This is a genomic window from Aequorivita sediminis (assembly GCF_032080575.2).
GTDB classification, from domain to species: Bacteria; Bacteroidota; Bacteroidia; order Flavobacteriales; family Flavobacteriaceae; genus Aequorivita; species Aequorivita sediminis.
Genome location: NZ_JAVLSO020000008.1, coordinates 75,087 through 93,958 on the forward strand (window position 1 = coordinate 75,087; position 18,872 = coordinate 93,958).

The following is an 18,872-nucleotide window of genomic DNA, read 5'->3' on the forward strand; positions in this document are numbered from 1 at the left end:
ATTTATTCTCGATAGATATGAGTAAATCTAAAGGATTATTTAAGGAATACTCGTCAGTTTTTTCCTTTTTCTACAATCATCTTGGTAATAAAATTTATTTAATTTTATTACTAAGTGTTGTTATTAGTCTTTTGGATGCTTTAGGACTTTCCATGTTTATTCCCTTATTGCAAGTGCTTAATCAGGAAGGTGGAGTTGATTCGTCGTCAATGGGCAAAATAGGTTTTATTGTAGAAACCATTCAAAATATAGGTATTAATTTAAGCCTTACAAAGATTATTCTTGTAATGCTGGTTTTCTTTATTTTAAAGGGAATTGCAAAATACTTCAGCAGTATCTACTTTATTATTCTGCAGCAGTCTTTTATTAGAAAAATTCGATTTTATTTACTTAGGGGCTTAAATCGAATTAGTTTCAAGCAATTCATGTTATCTGATTCTGGTCGAATTCAAAACACATTAAGCGGAGAGGTTGATAGGGTTTCAAATGCCTTTACCACCTATTTTGGAACGCTACGAAATGCTTTAATGGCCTTGGTTTATCTTGGCTTTGCATTTCTTATAAATTCAGGATTTGCTCTTTTAGTAATCGTCTTTGGGGTTGTTTCACACTTTTTATTCAAATTAGTCTATAGTCGCACACGAAAGGCTTCGCGAAATTTAACTAGTCAGAATCACATTTTTCAAGGGCAAATTATTCAGCATGTAGCGCATTTCAAATATTTACGTTCTACAGGTATGGTTGACAAATTCTCTAAAAAATTAGAAGAAACTATTGTGGCTATTGAAGATTCTCGAAAACGCTTAGGAATGCTATCAAGTATTGGTAGCGCAGTTGTTGAACCTTCAATTATTATAATTCTGGCAATTGTTATGTGGGTACAATTTCATTTTTTTGGAGGTACATTGAGCACTGCAATGGTCAGTTTGCTATTTTTCTTTAGGGCATTAACCTCCTTAATTAATTTACAAGCGCAGTGGAATACATTTCTCAAAGTTTCAGGTTCCTTAGAAAATATAGATTCCTTTTCCGAATCTCTTAAGCAGCATCAATTCGAAGACGGCAAAATTCCTTTTAACTCTTTTGAAAAGGGAATTTCTATTGAGAATCTAAATTTTTCATACGGTTCAAAACTAATATTAAAAAATATAAATCTTCAGATTTCACGAAATGAAAGCGTTGCTTTTGTAGGAGAAAGCGGTAGTGGTAAAACTACACTAATAAGTTTAATAACTGGGCTTCTTCACCCAGACAAAGGCAGCATCACCATAGAAGGTGTTTCTCTCTCGGAATTCGATTCTAAATCCTACCAAAAACGCATTGGTTATGTAAGTCAAGATCCAGTGATTTTTGATGACAGCCTTTTTAACAATATTACATTTTGGGCGCCAAAAACACCTGAAAATATTCTTAGATTTAATGACAGTGTTCAAAAGGCATCTTTGGATAATTTTATTAGTGAATTGGATGAAAGGGAGAACACTATTTTGGGAAATAACGGAATTAATTTGAGTGGAGGACAGCGGCAAAGGGTTTCTATTGCTAGAGAACTTTATAAAGATATTGATTTATTAATTTTAGATGAAGCAACTTCCGCATTAGATTCGGAAACTGAACAGGCAATTCAAACTAGTATTGAAGCCCTACAAGGAAAGTATACTTTATTAATTGTTGCCCACCGTCTTTCAACGATAAGGAATACCGACAGAATAGTGTTTATGGATAAAGGTGTAATTATTGATGTTGATTCTTTTGATAATTTAATACAGAAACAGGATAGGTTTCGAAAAATGGTAGCATTACAAGAATTGTAGAACTCATTAATGCATAGCAGGTCATTTAAGCTAATAAGAAAATAAGGATGTCTAAAAATCAAATAAAACCAATGGTTAGTGTCGTGATGACTACCTATAATCATCATCCTTTTATCGCTGAAGCAATTGAGGGGGTTTTAAAGCAAAAAACTGAATTCCCTATTGAGCTTATTATTGGTGAGGACTGTAGTATTGATGGTACAAGAAAAATTGTGGAAGAATATTCTATAAGATACCCTGAACAAATTAAACCAATTTTTAATAAAAAGAATTTAGGCCTTTTAAAAAATTATAAAGAAACGCTGCAAGTTGTTAGTGGAAAATATATTGCTTTTTGTGAAGGAGATGATTATTGGACAGATCCCCTGAAACTACAGAAACAAGTAGATTTTATGGAAAGTAATTTATCATACGTGGCTTGTTTTCACAAATACCAAGAAATAGAGGAGTCCACAATTAGGAATGAAATACTTCCAGCCATTAAAGATGATTTTGTTGTAACAACAACTAATTTTTTTAAAAAATGGTATACAAAAACGCTAACAGTCTTGTTAAGGTCGGAAAGTTTACATCAAATAGATATTTCAAAATATCAAAATCCTAGAGATACAAGCCTCTTTTATGAATTGTTAAAAATAAATAATGCAATGTGTCTAAACTTTGTTGGCGGGGTTTATCGGTTACATAAAACAGGAGTTTGGTCTTTAAAGGAAGAAAAAGAAAGAGATTTGATTTCGTATATTACAATAGAAGAAATATATTATTATAACCCTGAAGACGAGGTTGTTAAAAATTTTGTTTTACGGATTTTAAATAGGATTTTAGAAAAGCCTAAATTTTCGACTTATAAAATTTTACTTTTAAAAACAAAGTCATTTTATTTTAAAAGATTACTGGTAAAAAGATTCCTTAGAGAAAAAGTTAATTTATTTAAAGTTTAAAACAATGCTATTTTCTTTTCTCGTTGCGCAATACAACAATGGTAAGTATTTTAAAGATTGCTATAAGAGCATAATAGCCCAAACATATACTAATTGGGAAGTAATTATAGTAGATGATGGGTCAACAGATAATTCTTTAGAAATAATAGATGAAATTATAGGAGATGATACTCGCTTTAAAATTCATAAGATTTCTAGCAACCAAGGTTGTGGATTTGCTAAAAGAGAATGTGTTAAGTATGCAAGCGGAGAAGTTTGTGGTTTTTTAGACCCTGATGATGCTGTAGTAGATACTGCGGTAGCCGAAATGATGAAGGCACATGATAACTTTACGGATGTTGGCTTGGTTTACTCCAACACAATTTATTGCAATGACATCTTAGAACCTCGTAAAGTAAAAAAGAGTAAACAGGTGATAAATTTTAGGTCAGATTTTTCCAACTTAGATTATTACATATCACATTTTACAACTTTTAAAAAATCATATTATGACAAAACATCTGGAATAGATGATTATTTGCAAAGAGCGGTAGATCAAGATTTATATGTAAAACTTTATGAAGTAGGAAAAGTTTATTATTTAGATAAAGACCTTTATAACTATCGTGTACATGAAAAAGGAATATCTACGTACAATAATAAAAGAAAAGCCAAATATTGGCATTGGGTAGTAATTGCTGAAGCTGGACGACGCAGAGGTGTGAATTTAGAACATCTATTTGAAAACTATGAGGCATATACAGCTAGGGAAAAACTTTTGGAAGCAGAATTACTTACTTATAATAAATCGGTTATCTTTAAGGTATTAAGGAAGTTAGGTGTGTTTAAAATTTAAAATATAATTGATAGGCTTGGAACAAATAACACCTCACTTTTTAAGTTATTAATTGAAAAACAACATTGATGAAAATAGTTATACTCGGTGCAGGCTCTTTTGGAACAGCATTAGCTAATCAATTAGCACTAAATCCAAAAAATAATATTACGTTATTGTTGCGAAACAAGAAAGCAGAATTTGAAATTAACTCGAATAACGTTAATTCCAATTATTTTGCCAACCGTATTCTATCGTCAAGAATAAGTGCTACCACCAATAAAAGAATATTGAACGATGCTGATATTTTATTTATTGCAATTCCTACAAATCAAATTCCCAATGTAATTGAAGACTTAAAAAATAACTTATCTCAAAAATGTCTTGTTGTTAACATGGCAAAAGGTTTACTTCCAAGCGGTGAAACTGTTGTGGAACGTATTAAGTACGAATTAATTCATTCCAATACCGTCACTATGAAGGGAGCCTCGTTTAGTGCTGAAATGATGAATAGTATGCCGACGCTTTTTACCATTGGTTTTGAACGAAGAAAGCAATTAGATATTATGCTTAAAGTTCTTGAGGAAACAAATATCTTTTTAGATTATACCAATGATATTCGTGGAGTGGAATTATTAAGTGCGCTAAAGAATATTTATGCAATAGCCCTTGGTAATATGGATGCTCAATTCAATTCATTAAATACAAGATTCTTAATTTTAACCAAAGTCATTGAAGAAATTAAAATTATAATGCGCTCTATGGGCGGATTAGAGGAAACGATATTCTTAAGTTGTGGTGTAGGTGATATAGCGCTTACTGGTTTGAGTGATTTAAGTAGAAACCGTACGCTAGGCTTATTAATAGGAAAAGGATTTTACAATCAATCTTTATTATACAATTCTGTGGTATTGGAAGGTATTAATACATTAAATATACTTGATAAATCACTATCTGACAATATCAAAAGTAAACTACCGCTTTTCAACTTTGTAAATACTCTTTTAGTTAATCCAAACAATGATAGCAGGGAGTTTGATTTTCAAAAAGTTTTTAGCCGAAATTATAAAACGGTTTTAACGTACGGAACCTTCGATTTGTTACATTATGGTCATTTAGAATTATTAAGACGTGTAAGAAACTTAGGAGATAAGATTATTGTAGGCTTGTCCACCGATGATTTTAATATAATTAAGGAAAAAGACTGTATAATGCCTTATGAGAAAAGAAAGCATTTGTTAGAAGTTTTACGCTATGTAGATTTAGTAATTCCAGAAAAAAATTGGGATCAAAAAATTAACGATGTTAAAAATTATGATGTAGATTTATTTGTTATGGGGGATGATTGGAAAGGAAAATTCGACTTCTTAAAAGATTATTGTGAAGTGCTTTACTTACCGCGAACTGAAGGTATTTCTACGACAAAGATTAAGACTATTTTAAATGATAAATAAAGATTTGGATAGTTTTAAAAATCAACCTTTAATCTCTATAATAGTTCCAGTATTCAATAAAGAGAACTTTTTAAGAGAGTGTCTAGATTCTATAATAAATCAAGATTATCAAAATTTTGAACTCATTGTCGTTAATGACGGTTCAACGGACGGGTCAAAAATAATTTGCGAGGAGTACGCAGCCAAATACGATCAAATAATCCTCGTACATACAGAAAATGGCGGGGTTAGTTCTGCTCGCAACAAAGGATTGCAAATTGCGAAGGGGGAGTGGGTGACCTTTGTAGATAGCGATGATTATATTTCTAAAGACTATCTAAATATTGTATTAAAAACTCAAGATCGAGATTTTATTATTGTTAATATAGACCGTGTTAAAAACAATGGAATTGAGAGAAAATTACAATTTAAAAATGAAGTTTTAAATTTAAATGAGTTTTTACAGACTTATAAAGTTTACCCTAACTATGCCGAATTGGGAGCTAAATTTATGAAGCTTTCAATTATTAAAAATAACAATCTTAGTTTTCATTCTAATTTAAATTATGGGGAAGATACCTTGTTTAACCTTAAATATTTAGCGCATTGCAAAAACATAGAATTATCTAATCGTTCGGTGTATTTTTATAGAGATGTCACTGGAAGCCTAAGTAAACAAACGCAAGATTACTCCGCAATAAAGAAATATTATCAACTAATAAATGAAGAATTAAAATGTTTTTCTACAGCCTTTTTAGAGAATAATATTAAGTTTCCTTTTTATCAACTAATAAGTTCATTGTACAAGGATAAAAATCTTAAAACTGAACTAAAAGAAAGGGAATTGAAAACTATTATAAATAGTAATTTCAATTTAATGATGAATTTCTATAAAGATTCCAAAATTAAATACCTCTTATTACTGACAAGAAAAATAGGAAATACAGCACTTCTAAGTAAATTTATTATTGGAAAAACGAAATGATTTACTCAAATTCAAAAATGAAAGAATCAAAGCAATTCTTAGTCTCCATAATAGTTCCTGTTTATAATACTGAAACATATTTAAGAGATTGTTTAAACTCTATTATAAATCAATCCTACAGCAATATAGAGATTATTTTAATAAACGATGGCTCTACTGATGCTTCAGGAAAGATTTGTGATGAATATGCAGTGCGTGATGATAGAGTTGTTGTTTTTCATCAACAAAATTCCGGACCCTCGGTTGCTAGAAATTTAGGTTTAGACAAGGCGAAAGGAAAGTATTTTGCATTTATAGATAGTGACGACTTGTATCATTACCAGTTTATCGAGATTTTAATGAGTGGTTTTCGCGACTCTAGTATTGAAGTGAGTTTCTGCAACTTTACCCGAGAAGCATTCGATTATAAAGATGTTCCTTGGAAAACAATGGATTTCGAACATTTTTATCTTAATTTTGAAGATTTTTTAACTAAAGTAGTTCCTTGGAATAAAGTTTATAAAAGAGAAGTATGGGATAATGTTCGGTTTATACCCCATACATTGCATGAAGATATGTATGTTTATTTTAAACTTTTTTATAACCGCAAATTAGCTTTTACAGAAAATAAATTATATTATTATAGGAGAGATAGAGAAGGTAACAGGACTTCCGACAATAAATCGGAAGAAAATTTATTGGCCAAGCTGGAGGCTTTTACATTAGAAAAAAAGTTTTTTTTAGAAAAAAACGAAGCTGCGTATGTAAGAAAGGTTGAGAAAAGTATATTGTATTATAGAATTAATCTTTTCAATAATTATAATAATGCACAAGCTCAAAAAGCTTTAAAAATGCAGATGATAGATATTGTAAGAGCTAAGTTTTTGAATTGGAAGGAAAAGTTGTCTTTATTGATTAGGATTTATAAAGTATAAAACTCTTATGTTTAATCAGATAAGTATTTTCGATAAAAATTAATGCCCTTATTTCCTATTCGTTACAAATCCAACTTTAAAAAATCTATCTCATATAAACTGAAATAATGAATAAAATATTAGTTACAAAGCCATTTTTGGCACCGCGCGAAGAATACGATGCTTATATTTCTAAAATATGGGATAATCAGTGGCTAACAAATATGGGGCCTCTTGCAGTAGAGTTGGAGGAAAACCTTAAGCAGCATCTAAATGTGCAAAATTTGATCTTTGTATCTAATGGGACTATTGCTTTACAAATGGCAATAAAAGCCTTAAATCTTAAAGGTGAAATTATCACATCACCATTTTCTTTTGTGGCTACAGCAAATACTATTTATTGGGAAGGCTGCACCCCTGTTTTTGTCGATATCGAAAAAGATAGCTTAAATATAGATCCAAGGAGAATTGAAGAAGCGATTACCGAAAAGACTTCGGCTATAATGGCAACTCATATATTTGGTAACCCTTGTGATGTAGAAGCAATTCAAAAAATCGCAGATAAACATAACATCCAAGTTATATATGATGCTGCTCATTCATTTGAAGTGAAATTGCATAATAAATCTATTTTTGATTATGGGGATATTTCAACTTGCAGTTTACACGCCACTAAATTTTATCATACTGGTGAAGGTGGATTAGTTATTACTCAAGATAAAGAGTTGCTAAAAAAACTAGGATATATCCGCAATCATGGACTTCTAGAAACAGAAGGATTTGCGTCCATTGGAACAAATGCTAAAAACTCAGAATTTCACGCTGCTTTAGGATTAGTTAATCTTAAATATGTGGGCGATATATTAAAAAAGCGTGAAGAAATTGCTGTCATGTATGAAAAAAGGCTTCAAGGTGTCGTTGAATTTCAAATGTGGAATAAATATGCAACTAAAAATTATTGCTATTTCCCTGTAATATTTGATTCTCAAGAACAATTATTAAAGGTTAAAGATAAATTAGAACAGAACGATATTTATACCAGGCGCTATTTTTATCCTCCTTTATCCTCCTCATTGCCATATTTAAAATCGGTGTTTTTACCAATTACAGAAGATATATCTAAAAGATGCTTATGTCTACCAATATATTTTGACCTTACTATAGAAGATGTTAATACAGTTTGTGATTTAATAATAGAAGGTGTTTAATTTCTATATGATTAGAGCGTTAATAAACAATAAAATATGAAGTTAACCATACAAGAACTACAGGCATTGGAAACGGAGATGCTAAAAGAGGTTGCTGAAATCTGCGAACGCAATAATATAGATTATTACTTAGCGTATGGGAGTTTATTGGGAGCTGTACGGCACCAGGGTCCAATTCCTTGGGATACGGATGTTGATATTGCAGTACCCGAAAGTCAGCTTCCAAACTTCATAGAGGTTGTAAGAGCAGAGCTATCAGATAAATTTTATTTAAATTTTTATGACGAAAATAAGAGTTACGTAAATATTTATCCTCGTATAGGGTTAAAAGGATATTCAACTAAACTCTTACATATTGATGTTTATCGTATTGTAGGTGCACCTCAGGAAAAAAAAGAGCAACAGGAATTTAAAAAGAAGGCAAAATACTTGTCCTATATTCTACACTATAAAAATTTAAAAGAAGGGTATTTTGCCTTTAATAAAATTAGTTTAAAAGAAAAGCTAGTGATTTATATAAGAGCATTTTTCATGATATTCGTGCCAAAGAAAAAGTTGCTAAGAAAAATTGAAGATTTATGTGCTTTATATCCATTTGAGACTTCTGAAATAACAGTTAATATTACTGGAGGGTACGGAGAGAAAGAGTTTATATCTAAAAAACTTTATGGGCAAGGCGCAATTGCTGAGTTTGACGGAATTACTGTAAAAGTTCCCGAAAATTATAAAGAATATCTAGAGCATTTTTATGGAAATTATAAACAGTTACCTCCGAAAAAAGAACGACAAATAAAAGATTATTATCATATCTCAAAATCGAAATATTTTTCACAGGTCAATTAATTTTATATAAAATAGACCGTTTTGCGTTTAAATTGAAGATTTAAACCTATATTAAATATAGATCAGAACATTTAATAAGCATTTGAAAGTTTGGAAAAAGACGAATTAAGAGTGGTATATTTGCAAAATTATTTAAACTGAAATAATGGGAATTATCTCCCTAAACTCGATTTTCAATTTATAGTTATAAAATAAACGCTAAAACATTATGGAACGAAACATATTAATAACGGGTGGCGCGGGATTTATAGGAAGTCATGTTGTTAGACGATTTGTTAATGAATATCCGGATTATCATATCTATAATTTAGACGCATTAACCTATGCGGGAAATTTAGAAAATCTCAGAGATATTGAAGATAAACCAAATTATACTTTTCTGCACGGAGATATAACGGATGAGGCTTTTATTAATAAGGCGTTTTCAGAACATAAGTTTGATGGCGTAATTCACTTAGCTGCCGAATCGCATGTTGGTCATCAACTTGTTGACAATAAGACAAGTTAATTTGCTGATAAATTGTCTAAGCATTAAAATTTTTTAAAGAATGATTTATTGGGAAGACTGAAATAGGGTCATATTTAAATTAGCAGATTATCTGATTCTAGACTTGTGAGCTTCAAAAATTTAATGTTTATTAAAAAAATTGAAATATTTTCATATTATTCGATGATTGATTATTTGATGATATTGATAAAATTTTCGAAGAAATTTAAAAGCTATCTTGTTTGGGGTTTTAGCAGTTTCGAGGTTATATATTCATAATAAATAAAATAACTATGTCTTTAAAAAACGTTGCGGTAGGAGGTGTGTTTTGGACTTTTCTTCAGCAGTTTGGATCTCAGATAATTAACTTCGGAGTCTCCATTGTTTTAGCTAGATTACTTTTGCCAAAAGATTTTGGAACTATTGCATTGATGGATATCATTATGGGGGTGGGTTCTGTTATTGTTAGTAGTGGATTAACAAATTCCTTAATTAGAACTAAAGATGCTGATGATAGGGACTATTCAACAGTTTTCTACTTCAATTTAATTGCCAGTGTGGTTATTTATGCTATAACGTATATATTAGCGCCTTATCTAGCTGATTTTTATGACTTACCCATTTTAGTACCTTTAACTCGTGTTTATTGTTTGTCATTTATTATAGGTGCATTTTCTACAGTTCAGGCTACTGTCTTAACTAAGGCAATGGAATTTAAAAAATTAATGCAAATATCAATACCTAGCCTTCTGATGAGTGGTGTTGTTGGTGTGTTAATGGCGTACAGTGGTTATGGAGTCTGGTCATTGATTGGCTCATCATTGACACTTCAAATTGTAAAAACAGTGCAATTTTGGTATTTTTCTGAATGGAAACCGAAAATTATTTTTGATTACGGAAAGTTAAAAGAACATTTTGCGTTTGGTTCTAATATGCTTGTGGCTGCATTAATAAATATTGTATTTCAAAATGGATATACTTTAATTATTGGAAAAATGTATTCATTTAGTGAGTTAGGATATTATAATCGGGCGAATAGTATTAAAGACCTTCCTGTCAACAATATATCAAATGCATTAAATAAAGTTTCATTTCCTCTTTTTGCTAAAATAAAAGATGATAATATTACTTTAAGACGAGCTTATATAAAATTAATGAAAATGGTCGTTTTTATAGTGGCACCAATTATGTTTTTTATTATTGTATTTGCGGAACCTATTATTCTGTTGCTTTTAACAGAGAAATGGTTGGAAGTTGCGCCATATTTACAAATTCTTTCCTTGTCAGCAATTTTATATCCAATTCAGTTCTATAATTTAAATATATTATCAGTGAAAGGTAGAAGCGATTTATACCTGAGATTAGATATTATAAAGAAGGTCGTAATTGTAATCGCTATTTTGACCACAATAAACTTTGGGGTGATTGGTTTGCTTTGGGGGCAAGTTATGACGTCCGTTATTTCTCTCTTGATTAATAGTTATTATTCTGGTAAATTCATCAATCTAGATTTAATTAAACAGTTGAAAATGTTGATGCCATCTATATTTATATCTGCAAGTGTAGGTGGAGCTTTATACTTTATAAAAAAATATTTTCTAAGTGATTTTAATGATATATTAATCGTTTTGATTGGTGGGTTTCTGTTTTTTTCAATTTATCTTGTGATTAATAAAGTTATAAATAATGAATCTCTCGAAGAAATGATATTATTGATAAAAGAACGCGGAAATTTTAAAAATAAAACATGAAGTTCTTTATCTGTCACAATTTTTAAAATACAAATACTTCCATTTGGAATATATGAATTTTTAAAATTTAATAATTGATAAAATTTAATCTTAAGTTGAGGATGAACTTTAATAAATTTCAATGTTCTCTTTGTATCCAACTAAATTTATAGATCCTAAGAATAAAAACTTACGAGTCATTAATCTTAATAAGTTTAATTTTTTTTTTTTTTTACTATTAAAAATCATTCAGGAGTGGGTAGTATATTGGTTTATATAAAAAAACGAAAAAATAATTTTGAAAATCCTTTAAATATATATTGTAGTTGTGATTCATGATACATTTGATAGTTTTGTGACTTAATTAGTAATAAAAATATACTATCCATTGTCTGTAATAAAATTAAATCAATTAATATAAACTAATTAGAAATTTATTTAAAAATCAATATGTTTAAATTTTTCAAACGAATAAAGATATTATTATCATTTCTTAAAGCAAACTCAAAAGAAAAAGAATCCCCTCCATTTTTAATTAAATCTGAGAATCAAATTGTATCAAAAGGGAAACACTCTTATCATAATGGAAATTTTATTGTTAAAGGCAAAGGGGGCGTTTTAGAAATTGGGAGTTTTTGTGCAATTGGAGCTGATGTAAAAGTAATTTTATCCAATCATGACCAGGGTTTTCCTTCTATGCAATATACCTTTTATGCTAAATACTTTGGAAAAAATCCTTTCTCTAACAATAAAATGATCACTACTATTGGTAATGATGTTTGGATAGGTGATAATGTTGTTATTTTACCAGGGGTAAAAATTGGTACTGGGGCAATACTGGCAGCGAATGCGATAGTTACAAAAGATGTTGATCCATACTCAATTGTAGGGGGGAATCCAGCCAAATTAATTAAAAAACGATTTTCAGACAACAAAATTCAAGAGTTGTTAGATATGAAATGGTGGGAATGGGATACAGAGACTATTAAAAGAAATGAAGAATTCTTCTTTAAAAATCATAAATAATTATATTAAAAATAGCATGAAAACTAAAATAGCAATATTAACGCAGCCATTAGCTAATAATTATGGGGGAATAATTCAGAATTATGCATTGCAAAAATGCTTATTAGATAATGGCTGTCAAGTTGAAACCATAAATAGAGTAGCTAAGAACCCTAATCCTAAACTAAAAATTTTAGCGAGTAGATATAAGGAACTTTTTAGTAAATATATTTTATGCTCAAAAAAACCAACTTATTTAGATTATAAGAAGCTTTCAGTGAATAATCGCGAATTCATAAATAAATATATCAAACTTTCACCTAAAATAGTTTCTACTGCAGAATTAGTAAATTATTTTAAAATTAAAAAATTTAATGTTGTACTTGTTGGAAGTGATCAAGTTTGGCGGCCTAAGTATTCGCCTAATATTTACAATTTCTATTTGGATTTCTTGCCAACATCTTTAAATTTAATAAAGACTTCGTATGCTGCTTCGTTTGGAACAGATGAATGGGAATATACAGATGAACAAACTGAATTATGTTCGAATTTGGTGGGGAAATTTGATTCAGTTTCTGTAAGAGAAGACTCTGGAGTTAAATTGTGTTCTACAAATTTAAATAGGGAAGATGCTGTCCATGTATTGGATCCTACTCTTCTTTTAGAAGCAGAAGATTATAGTGAACTAATTGGACAACCTATAGAGAATAAAGGTTTATTTACGTATGTTTTAGATGAAACAAAAGAGAAACTCGACTTTATACGTGAAATTGCTGATAAAATGGATTTATCGATACATAAAAATCAAGCTAGAAGTCGACCATTGGATACGCAGACTTATGAGCTTGAAGATTACATAATACCTCCAATTGAAGGATGGCTACAAGGATTCAGGGATGCTGAATTTGTGATTACCGACTCATTTCATGGTACAGTTTTTTCAATAATTAATAGAAAACCTTTTTATACTATTGTTAATCGTGAAAGAGGTGCGTCGCGCTTTGAATCCTTTTTGAAACAAGTGGGGTTAGAAGATAGAATGATTTATGACGTAAATAAAGTTGATGTTACTTATATATCAAGGAATATTGATTACGATAAAGTTATTCCAATTTTAGATTTATTAAAATTCAAATCTCGTGAGTTTTTATACTCAAGTATTAAATAAGGACATTTATTGTGAATGTTATATTATATATAGTATGATTTAATTAATCTAAGATTTTAAAAATTAAATCTAGCATTGTCTATCGCTTTTAACTGTTAATCGAAATTTCATCATGAAACAAATCATGTTTTCTTTTATCATTCCAGTATTTAATGCTGAACTATACATTCAGAATTGTGTAAATAGTATCCTTAATCAAAAGTTCAATAATTTAGAATTGATCTTAATAAATGATGGTTCTACTGATTCAAGTGGTCATATTTGTGATGATTATGCATTAAATGATAGAAGAATACGTGTCTTTCATCAAGAAAATAAAGGTCAAGGTAGTGCAAGAAACTTGGGCTTAAAACACGCAAATGGCACTTATATTATATTTGTGGACTCAGATGATGCATTAGCTAAGAATACTTTAGAGTTAAATTATCAAATATTAGAAAAAGATACTTCAATTGAATGTTTGCAGTTCCCTATATTCATGAAATATGGTACTGAGGATGCTTATATCAGAAAAAACATTGAGAAAAAATATCAACTGGAATCTAATGAATTTAAAAAATTAATACTTGAAGACAATGTGATTTCATGGATTGTCTGTGATAAAATATTTAAAAGAGATAGCGTTAAGAGTTTGAAATTCAGAGAAGATATTAAGTTTGAGGACAATTTTTTTATGATGGAATACGTGCAAAATATCAAGACTTTTTATTCCTCTGACAAGGGACTTTACTATTATTATTTTAGGGCGGATTCAACCACAACATCTAAGCTTAGTGAACTAAAAGAAAGAAGTACATTAGAAGTGCTGTACCTGATTTTGAGTTTTTTAAATCCAAAAAAGGAATGCAATACCTTTTACAAGTTCCTCATTCGATTGATCAATGTAACTAAATCCTTAAAAGTTAATTTTGGTTTACATTATAAGAACGCTAATTTCTATAGTTTTAGAAAGCATGTTAATTTAGGTAGTGTGTTAAAAAGCGGATTACCGATTAAGGATATTATTAAGTTAATACTTTATAGGATTTACGGTTAATCAAGCTTTAAGTAATGAGGATATTGCTTAATTAGAAGGATTACTAATTAAATCATGATAATATAAACCTATGCTGGAACCATTAATTTCCATAATTATTCCTATTTATAATGCAAGTGCTAATCTTGATGATTGCTTGTCTTCCATAAGAAATCAAACTTATAAAAACTTTGAAGTATTATTAATCAATGATGGTTCAACAGATGGTTCTGCTGAAATTATCCAAAAATACGTTAATTGTGATAAACGATTTTTGTCTTTCTTACAATCTAATTCTGGGCCCTCCGTAGCTCGTAACTTAGGCATTCAAGGGGCTAAAGGTAACTACTTGTCGTTTATAGATGCTGATGACTGGGTTCACCCTGAGTATTTAAAAAAAATGTTAGACCCGATGCTCACACATAATACTGATTTGGTTTGTGCGGGTTATTATGAAGTCAATCCAAAATCTCCTAAAGGCTTAAAACTGCATGATTTTGAAGAAGAGTTCTTCAATAAAAAGCTCAGTAAGCAGATGTATCAATCTAATCTTTTCAATGGTGTAAGTGGGGTGTTATGGGGTAAATTATTTAAAAAAACAATATTTCATGATCATAACATCAATCTCCACACTGAATTAAGGCTTTCAGAAGATCTATTAGCGGTATTAGAATATTCTCGATATATCGATAAAGTTTTTATTATTCCTGATTCTATTTATTATTACAATCGTTTAGATGATGGCGGACTAAGTGGAAAGTTGAATATTGAAAAATACGCTAATCTTGAAACTTTATTTCAAGAAATAGATAACTATAGTGAAGATCTAGATTTTTTGGATTTGGAAGCTATTAAAAGTAAAAGGAAGTATTCTTTTATGGTTCAACTTTTAAAAGATAACTCTTATTCAAAAAAAGAATTTTATAAAATTGCAGATTTTTTAGTTGAAAAGAATTTTTCTATTGATTCAAGAGTTTTACTGCATAATAAGGTCAATAACCTAATTCTGAAGAATATTTTTAATGGTAATTATCTTATCTCTTTTACAATAGTAAACATTTATAAATTTTTAAATCGGATTAAAAATGGCTAAAAAAACAATTTTAGTAGATATATATTTAGCACATAACTTAGGGGATGATCTTTTTTTAGACCATTTATCGCATTCTTTTCCTGATCTGGATTTTGTGCCTTTCCACCCAGGAAAAAACTATACTTTATTTTTCGAAAATTATAAAAATATTAAACAATTTCCTTATACCATTATAGATAAAATTGCTGCGCGTTTGGGTAAAAATAAGTTGATAGATTACCATCACTTAAGCAAAAAGTACGACGGCTTATTGTTTTTAGGTGGCGGTATCTTCAGAGAAGAATCTTATTGGCATGAATTATATGACTATCGTTTAAAAATAACTAAAGCATTCAAAAACCGCGATAAAAAGGTTTTTTTTAGTGGATGTAACTTTGGTCCTTTCAATAGTCCAGAATTTTTGAAGGCGCATACCAAGCTATATAAAAAGATAGATAAAATCACCTTCAGAGATATGGCTTCTTACAATTTTTTTTCCAAACTACAGACTACGTTTTATGCGCCAGATTTACTGTGGTCTTATAAGCTTCCTAAAGTAAATAAAAAAAAGAATGTTTTGGGTATTTCAGTTATAGATCCAAGACATAAAGAACAATACAAACATACATATGAAGAATATATATCCAAACATAAAAAAATTTGTGAATCATATTTAAAACAAGGGTATGAAATAAAGTTATTCTCATTTTGTGAATCAGAAGGAGATTTAGACATAGCAATTAAGATTGCCGAAGATTTTCCTGACATGAAAATTTTTAACTATAATCTTCAAATTTCTTCGTACTTAGAAGAAATAGGGGAGTGTAACCTTTTTATTGCAGCACGTTTCCATGCTGTTATATTGGCATTTAAATTTGAAATTCCTGTGATTCCCGTAATTTACGGAGACAAAACCGAAAATCTTTTGATAGATTTAAAGTTCAGACCACCTTTTGTTTTTTTAGATTCTATAACTAGTTTAAGTGATTCTGATTTTCTGTCACTTAAAGACAATCAAATTAATATTTTAGAACATAAAAGTGAAAAACATTTTGATATAGAATTCTAAGTATGGTAAAAAAGAAAAAATTGCTATTTGTTATAGAATCATTGACTTTAGCCGGCAGTGAAAAAAGTTTAATTGCATTGTTGACAAACTTAGATTCAGATTTGTATGATATTGATTTACAATTGTTTAAATACGGTGGAGAATTAGAGAGGTTTCTACCGAAATATGTCAATTTGTTATCTCCATTACCCTACACTTTGTTTGCTAGAAAATCTTTTGCGAGAAATTTAAAGTCATTTAATATAAAGTTTATCAAGGCAAAAATTACTTATTCACTAGGTTTACGTTTACAAAAAAGAAATCATACTGAAATCGCGAAACTTTACTGGAAATCTGTGAAACATGCATTTGAGGTTCAAGATATGAAATATGATGTAGCTATTGCATATGCCCAAGGTGTTCCTACCTTCTATGTCATGGATAAAATTAAAGCAACAAAGAAAGTAACATGGGTAAATGCAAATGTTCAATTTACAAATTATAATAAGTCATTTCAAAAATCTTATTATGATCGCTATAATTATATCGTTCCCGTTTCAAAAGTAAATCAAGAACACTTCACAAATATTTTTCCTGATTTATCGAAAAAACTATGGTTAATTCAAGACATGATTGATTACGTTAATATAGGTGAAATGGCTAATTTGTTTAAACCTGAATTCAAGAAAGACACATTTAATTTACTAACGGTGTCGCGTTTGGAGAAAGGAATGAAGGGCTTAGATATAACTATCGAGACTTGCCGAATATTAAGAGATAAAGAAATAGATTTTCATTGGTATATATTGGGCAAGGGAAGTTTTAGGCCGGAAATAGAAAATTATATCAAAATTAACAAGTTAGAAAAACATCTAACATTACTAGGAACTTCAGCTAATCCATATCCCTACTTTAAAGCTGCTGACTTGTATGTACAGACGTCTAGATCTGAAAGTTTTGGAATTTCTATTGCAGAAGCACGATTGTTAAATACTCCAGTGGTAACCACTCGTTTTGATACTGTTTTTATGCAGATGGTGGATGGTAAAAATGGTTTAGTAGCTGATATGAATGCAGAAGCAGTTGCAGAAGCTATAATTAAAATAATAGATGATAATGAATTATATAATTCTATTGTTGAATATCTAAAAAATGAACCTAAGGTAAATACAGAAACAATTAAGCGTTTCAATGCAATGATTAAGAACTTCATTTCAAATAATTAAAACGTTTATTTAATGCAAATTAGCATCCAAAAATCCAATCAGCTAAAATCCATAGCTATCTTAATGATGCTGTGTTTGCATTTATTTAATACTGATTACAAAGGATTGTTTCAACCTTTAATATTTATTGGGGACCAACCATTAAGTTATTATATTTCCTTATTCTCCGATGCTTGTGTGCCTATTTTCGCCTTTGTATCTGGATATGGTTTGTACTATAGTTATGTAAATAAAAAAGATTTATATGCTAAGAAAAATGTGGAAAGGACAAAAAAACTTTACACTAGGTATTGGATAATACTTTTGCTCTTTGCAGTATTGCTAGGGTGGATAATGGGAACAGACGGCTATCCAGGAAGTTTTCAAAAATTCGCATTAAACTTTACAGGCCTAAAAGGTAGCTATAATGGAGCTTGGTGGTTTTTTACAATTTATATACTATTCGTTTTTACTTCAAAATTTTGGTTTATAGTGATTGATAAAGTAAATCCATATCTTTATTTAAGTTTTCTTTTCGTTATTTACGTCGTGGCATTTTATTTCAGAATATATAATGCTAACATTTTTCAAAATCCCATTCTTCATTGGACGCATACTCAATCAGCCTTATACTTTTGTACGCTTTTCCAATTTATGTTAGGAAGTTTTGCCTTAAAATATCAATGGCATAAAAAAGTTTCAGATGTTTTTAATAAAATTAAATGGCCAAATTTAGTTGCTATTTTAGGGATAATTATTTTAATAGTATTTCATGGCATAATCCCCAATTTTATTGTTGCCCCATTTACTGCTTTAGGTTTTATCTTCCTATTTTTACAAATGAAGTTTGGAAAGTCTGTAGATAAAAGTCTAGATTTCTTTAATCCCCACGCCACTAACTTATGGTTAATACATATGTTCTTTTACATAACATATTTTAAAGATATAATTTTCGCCCCACAATATCCTCTATTAATTTTCATATGGTTGGTCCTATGGTGCTTGGTGGCATCAGTTATTGTTAATTTTATTTATAACCGAATATATTCTATAATAAAATAAATCGCTGTTTTTAAATAGTCAGTAAAAGTTATAATTTAATAAGATTAGATTAATTTTCAACACTGCATCGATTTTTTTATTTTTTTCGGTCAAATTTCTAGCATCTAGAGTCTTTATTCTAGTTTCCAGAATCTTGTTCCCCATCAGAC

The 18,872-nt window shown here is 29.6% G+C and carries 16 protein-coding genes and 1 pseudogene; all 17 read left to right on the forward strand.

The genetic code is table 11. The features are described from left to right. Positions 1 to 17: 17 nt before the first annotated feature. The 17 genes and pseudogenes from RT250_RS11715 (at position 18) to RT250_RS11795 (ending at position 18,723) form a co-directional block, all read left to right on the forward strand. Positions 18 to 1,814, forward strand: coding sequence for an ABC transporter ATP-binding protein (locus tag RT250_RS11715; RefSeq protein ID WP_313114928.1), 1,797 nt, complete (start codon positions 18 to 20; stop codon positions 1,812 to 1,814). Between the two features lie 47 nt (positions 1,815 to 1,861). Further along, positions 1,862 to 2,755: a glycosyltransferase family 2 protein gene (locus tag RT250_RS11720; protein ID WP_313114930.1), complete on the forward strand. Its 894-nt coding sequence runs from the start codon at positions 1,862 to 1,864 to the stop codon at positions 2,753 to 2,755. 4 nt (positions 2,756 to 2,759) lie between these two features. After that, entirely contained in the window at positions 2,760 to 3,590 is an 831-nt protein-coding gene (locus tag RT250_RS11725) for a glycosyltransferase family 2 protein (RefSeq protein WP_313114931.1), read from the forward strand. A 68-nt stretch (positions 3,591 to 3,658) separates the two neighbouring features. Next, positions 3,659 to 5,023: a glycerol-3-phosphate cytidylyltransferase gene (tagD, locus tag RT250_RS11730; RefSeq protein WP_313114932.1), complete on the forward strand. Its 1,365-nt coding sequence runs from the start codon at positions 3,659 to 3,661 to the stop codon at positions 5,021 to 5,023. Then, positions 5,013 to 5,987 (forward strand): glycosyltransferase family 2 protein, encoded by a 975-nt coding sequence (locus RT250_RS11735; protein WP_313114933.1) that lies wholly within the window; start codon positions 5,013 to 5,015, stop codon positions 5,985 to 5,987. The genes tagD and RT250_RS11735 overlap by 11 nt, the downstream gene beginning before the upstream one ends. 17 nt (positions 5,988 to 6,004) lie before the next feature. Next, on the forward strand, positions 6,005 to 6,901 hold the full coding sequence (locus tag RT250_RS11740) for a glycosyltransferase family 2 protein (protein WP_313114934.1): 897 nt from the start codon (positions 6,005 to 6,007) through the stop codon (positions 6,899 to 6,901). 107 nt (positions 6,902 to 7,008) lie between these two features. After that, positions 7,009 to 8,088, forward strand: coding sequence for a DegT/DnrJ/EryC1/StrS family aminotransferase (locus RT250_RS11745; RefSeq protein WP_313114935.1), 1,080 nt, complete (start codon positions 7,009 to 7,011; stop codon positions 8,086 to 8,088). A 36-nt stretch (positions 8,089 to 8,124) separates the two neighbouring features. Next, the gene (locus RT250_RS11750) at positions 8,125 to 8,931 is read left to right on the forward strand and encodes a LicD family protein (RefSeq protein ID WP_313114936.1); all 807 of its coding nucleotides are present in this window, start codon (positions 8,125 to 8,127) and stop codon (positions 8,929 to 8,931) included. A 208-nt stretch (positions 8,932 to 9,139) separates the two neighbouring features. Then, positions 9,140 to 9,424, forward strand: a pseudogene (locus RT250_RS11755) (GDP-mannose 4,6-dehydratase); the annotation flags it as partial. Positions 9,425 to 9,711: 287 nt separating this feature from the next. Continuing rightward, positions 9,712 to 11,169: a lipopolysaccharide biosynthesis protein gene (locus tag RT250_RS11760; protein WP_313114939.1), complete on the forward strand. Its 1,458-nt coding sequence runs from the start codon at positions 9,712 to 9,714 to the stop codon at positions 11,167 to 11,169. 429 nt (positions 11,170 to 11,598) lie between these two features. After that, complete coding sequence (locus RT250_RS11765; RefSeq protein WP_313114941.1) at positions 11,599 to 12,174, forward strand: CatB-related O-acetyltransferase; 576 nt, start codon at positions 11,599 to 11,601, stop codon at positions 12,172 to 12,174. A 16-nt stretch (positions 12,175 to 12,190) separates the two neighbouring features. After that, a complete protein-coding gene (locus RT250_RS11770) occupies positions 12,191 to 13,321 on the forward strand; it encodes a polysaccharide pyruvyl transferase family protein (RefSeq protein WP_313114943.1) in 1,131 nt (376 codons plus the stop codon). A 112-nt stretch (positions 13,322 to 13,433) separates the two neighbouring features. Next, positions 13,434 to 14,357, forward strand: coding sequence for a glycosyltransferase family 2 protein (locus tag RT250_RS11775; RefSeq protein ID WP_313114945.1), 924 nt, complete (start codon positions 13,434 to 13,436; stop codon positions 14,355 to 14,357). Between the two features lie 70 nt (positions 14,358 to 14,427). Beyond that, a complete protein-coding gene (locus RT250_RS11780) occupies positions 14,428 to 15,429 on the forward strand; it encodes a glycosyltransferase family 2 protein (RefSeq protein ID WP_313114947.1) in 1,002 nt (333 codons plus the stop codon). Then, positions 15,422 to 16,477 (forward strand): polysaccharide pyruvyl transferase family protein, encoded by a 1,056-nt coding sequence (locus tag RT250_RS11785; RefSeq protein WP_313114949.1) that lies wholly within the window; start codon positions 15,422 to 15,424, stop codon positions 16,475 to 16,477. The genes RT250_RS11780 and RT250_RS11785 overlap by 8 nt, the downstream gene beginning before the upstream one ends. Before the next feature lie 2 nt (positions 16,478 to 16,479). Further along, the gene (locus RT250_RS11790; protein ID WP_313114950.1) at positions 16,480 to 17,682 is read left to right on the forward strand and encodes a glycosyltransferase; all 1,203 of its coding nucleotides are present in this window, start codon (positions 16,480 to 16,482) and stop codon (positions 17,680 to 17,682) included. Positions 17,683 to 17,694: 12 nt separating this feature from the next. Beyond that, positions 17,695 to 18,723, forward strand: coding sequence for an acyltransferase family protein (locus RT250_RS11795; protein ID WP_313114951.1), 1,029 nt, complete (start codon positions 17,695 to 17,697; stop codon positions 18,721 to 18,723). The last annotated feature ends 149 nt before the right edge of the window (positions 18,724 to 18,872 follow it).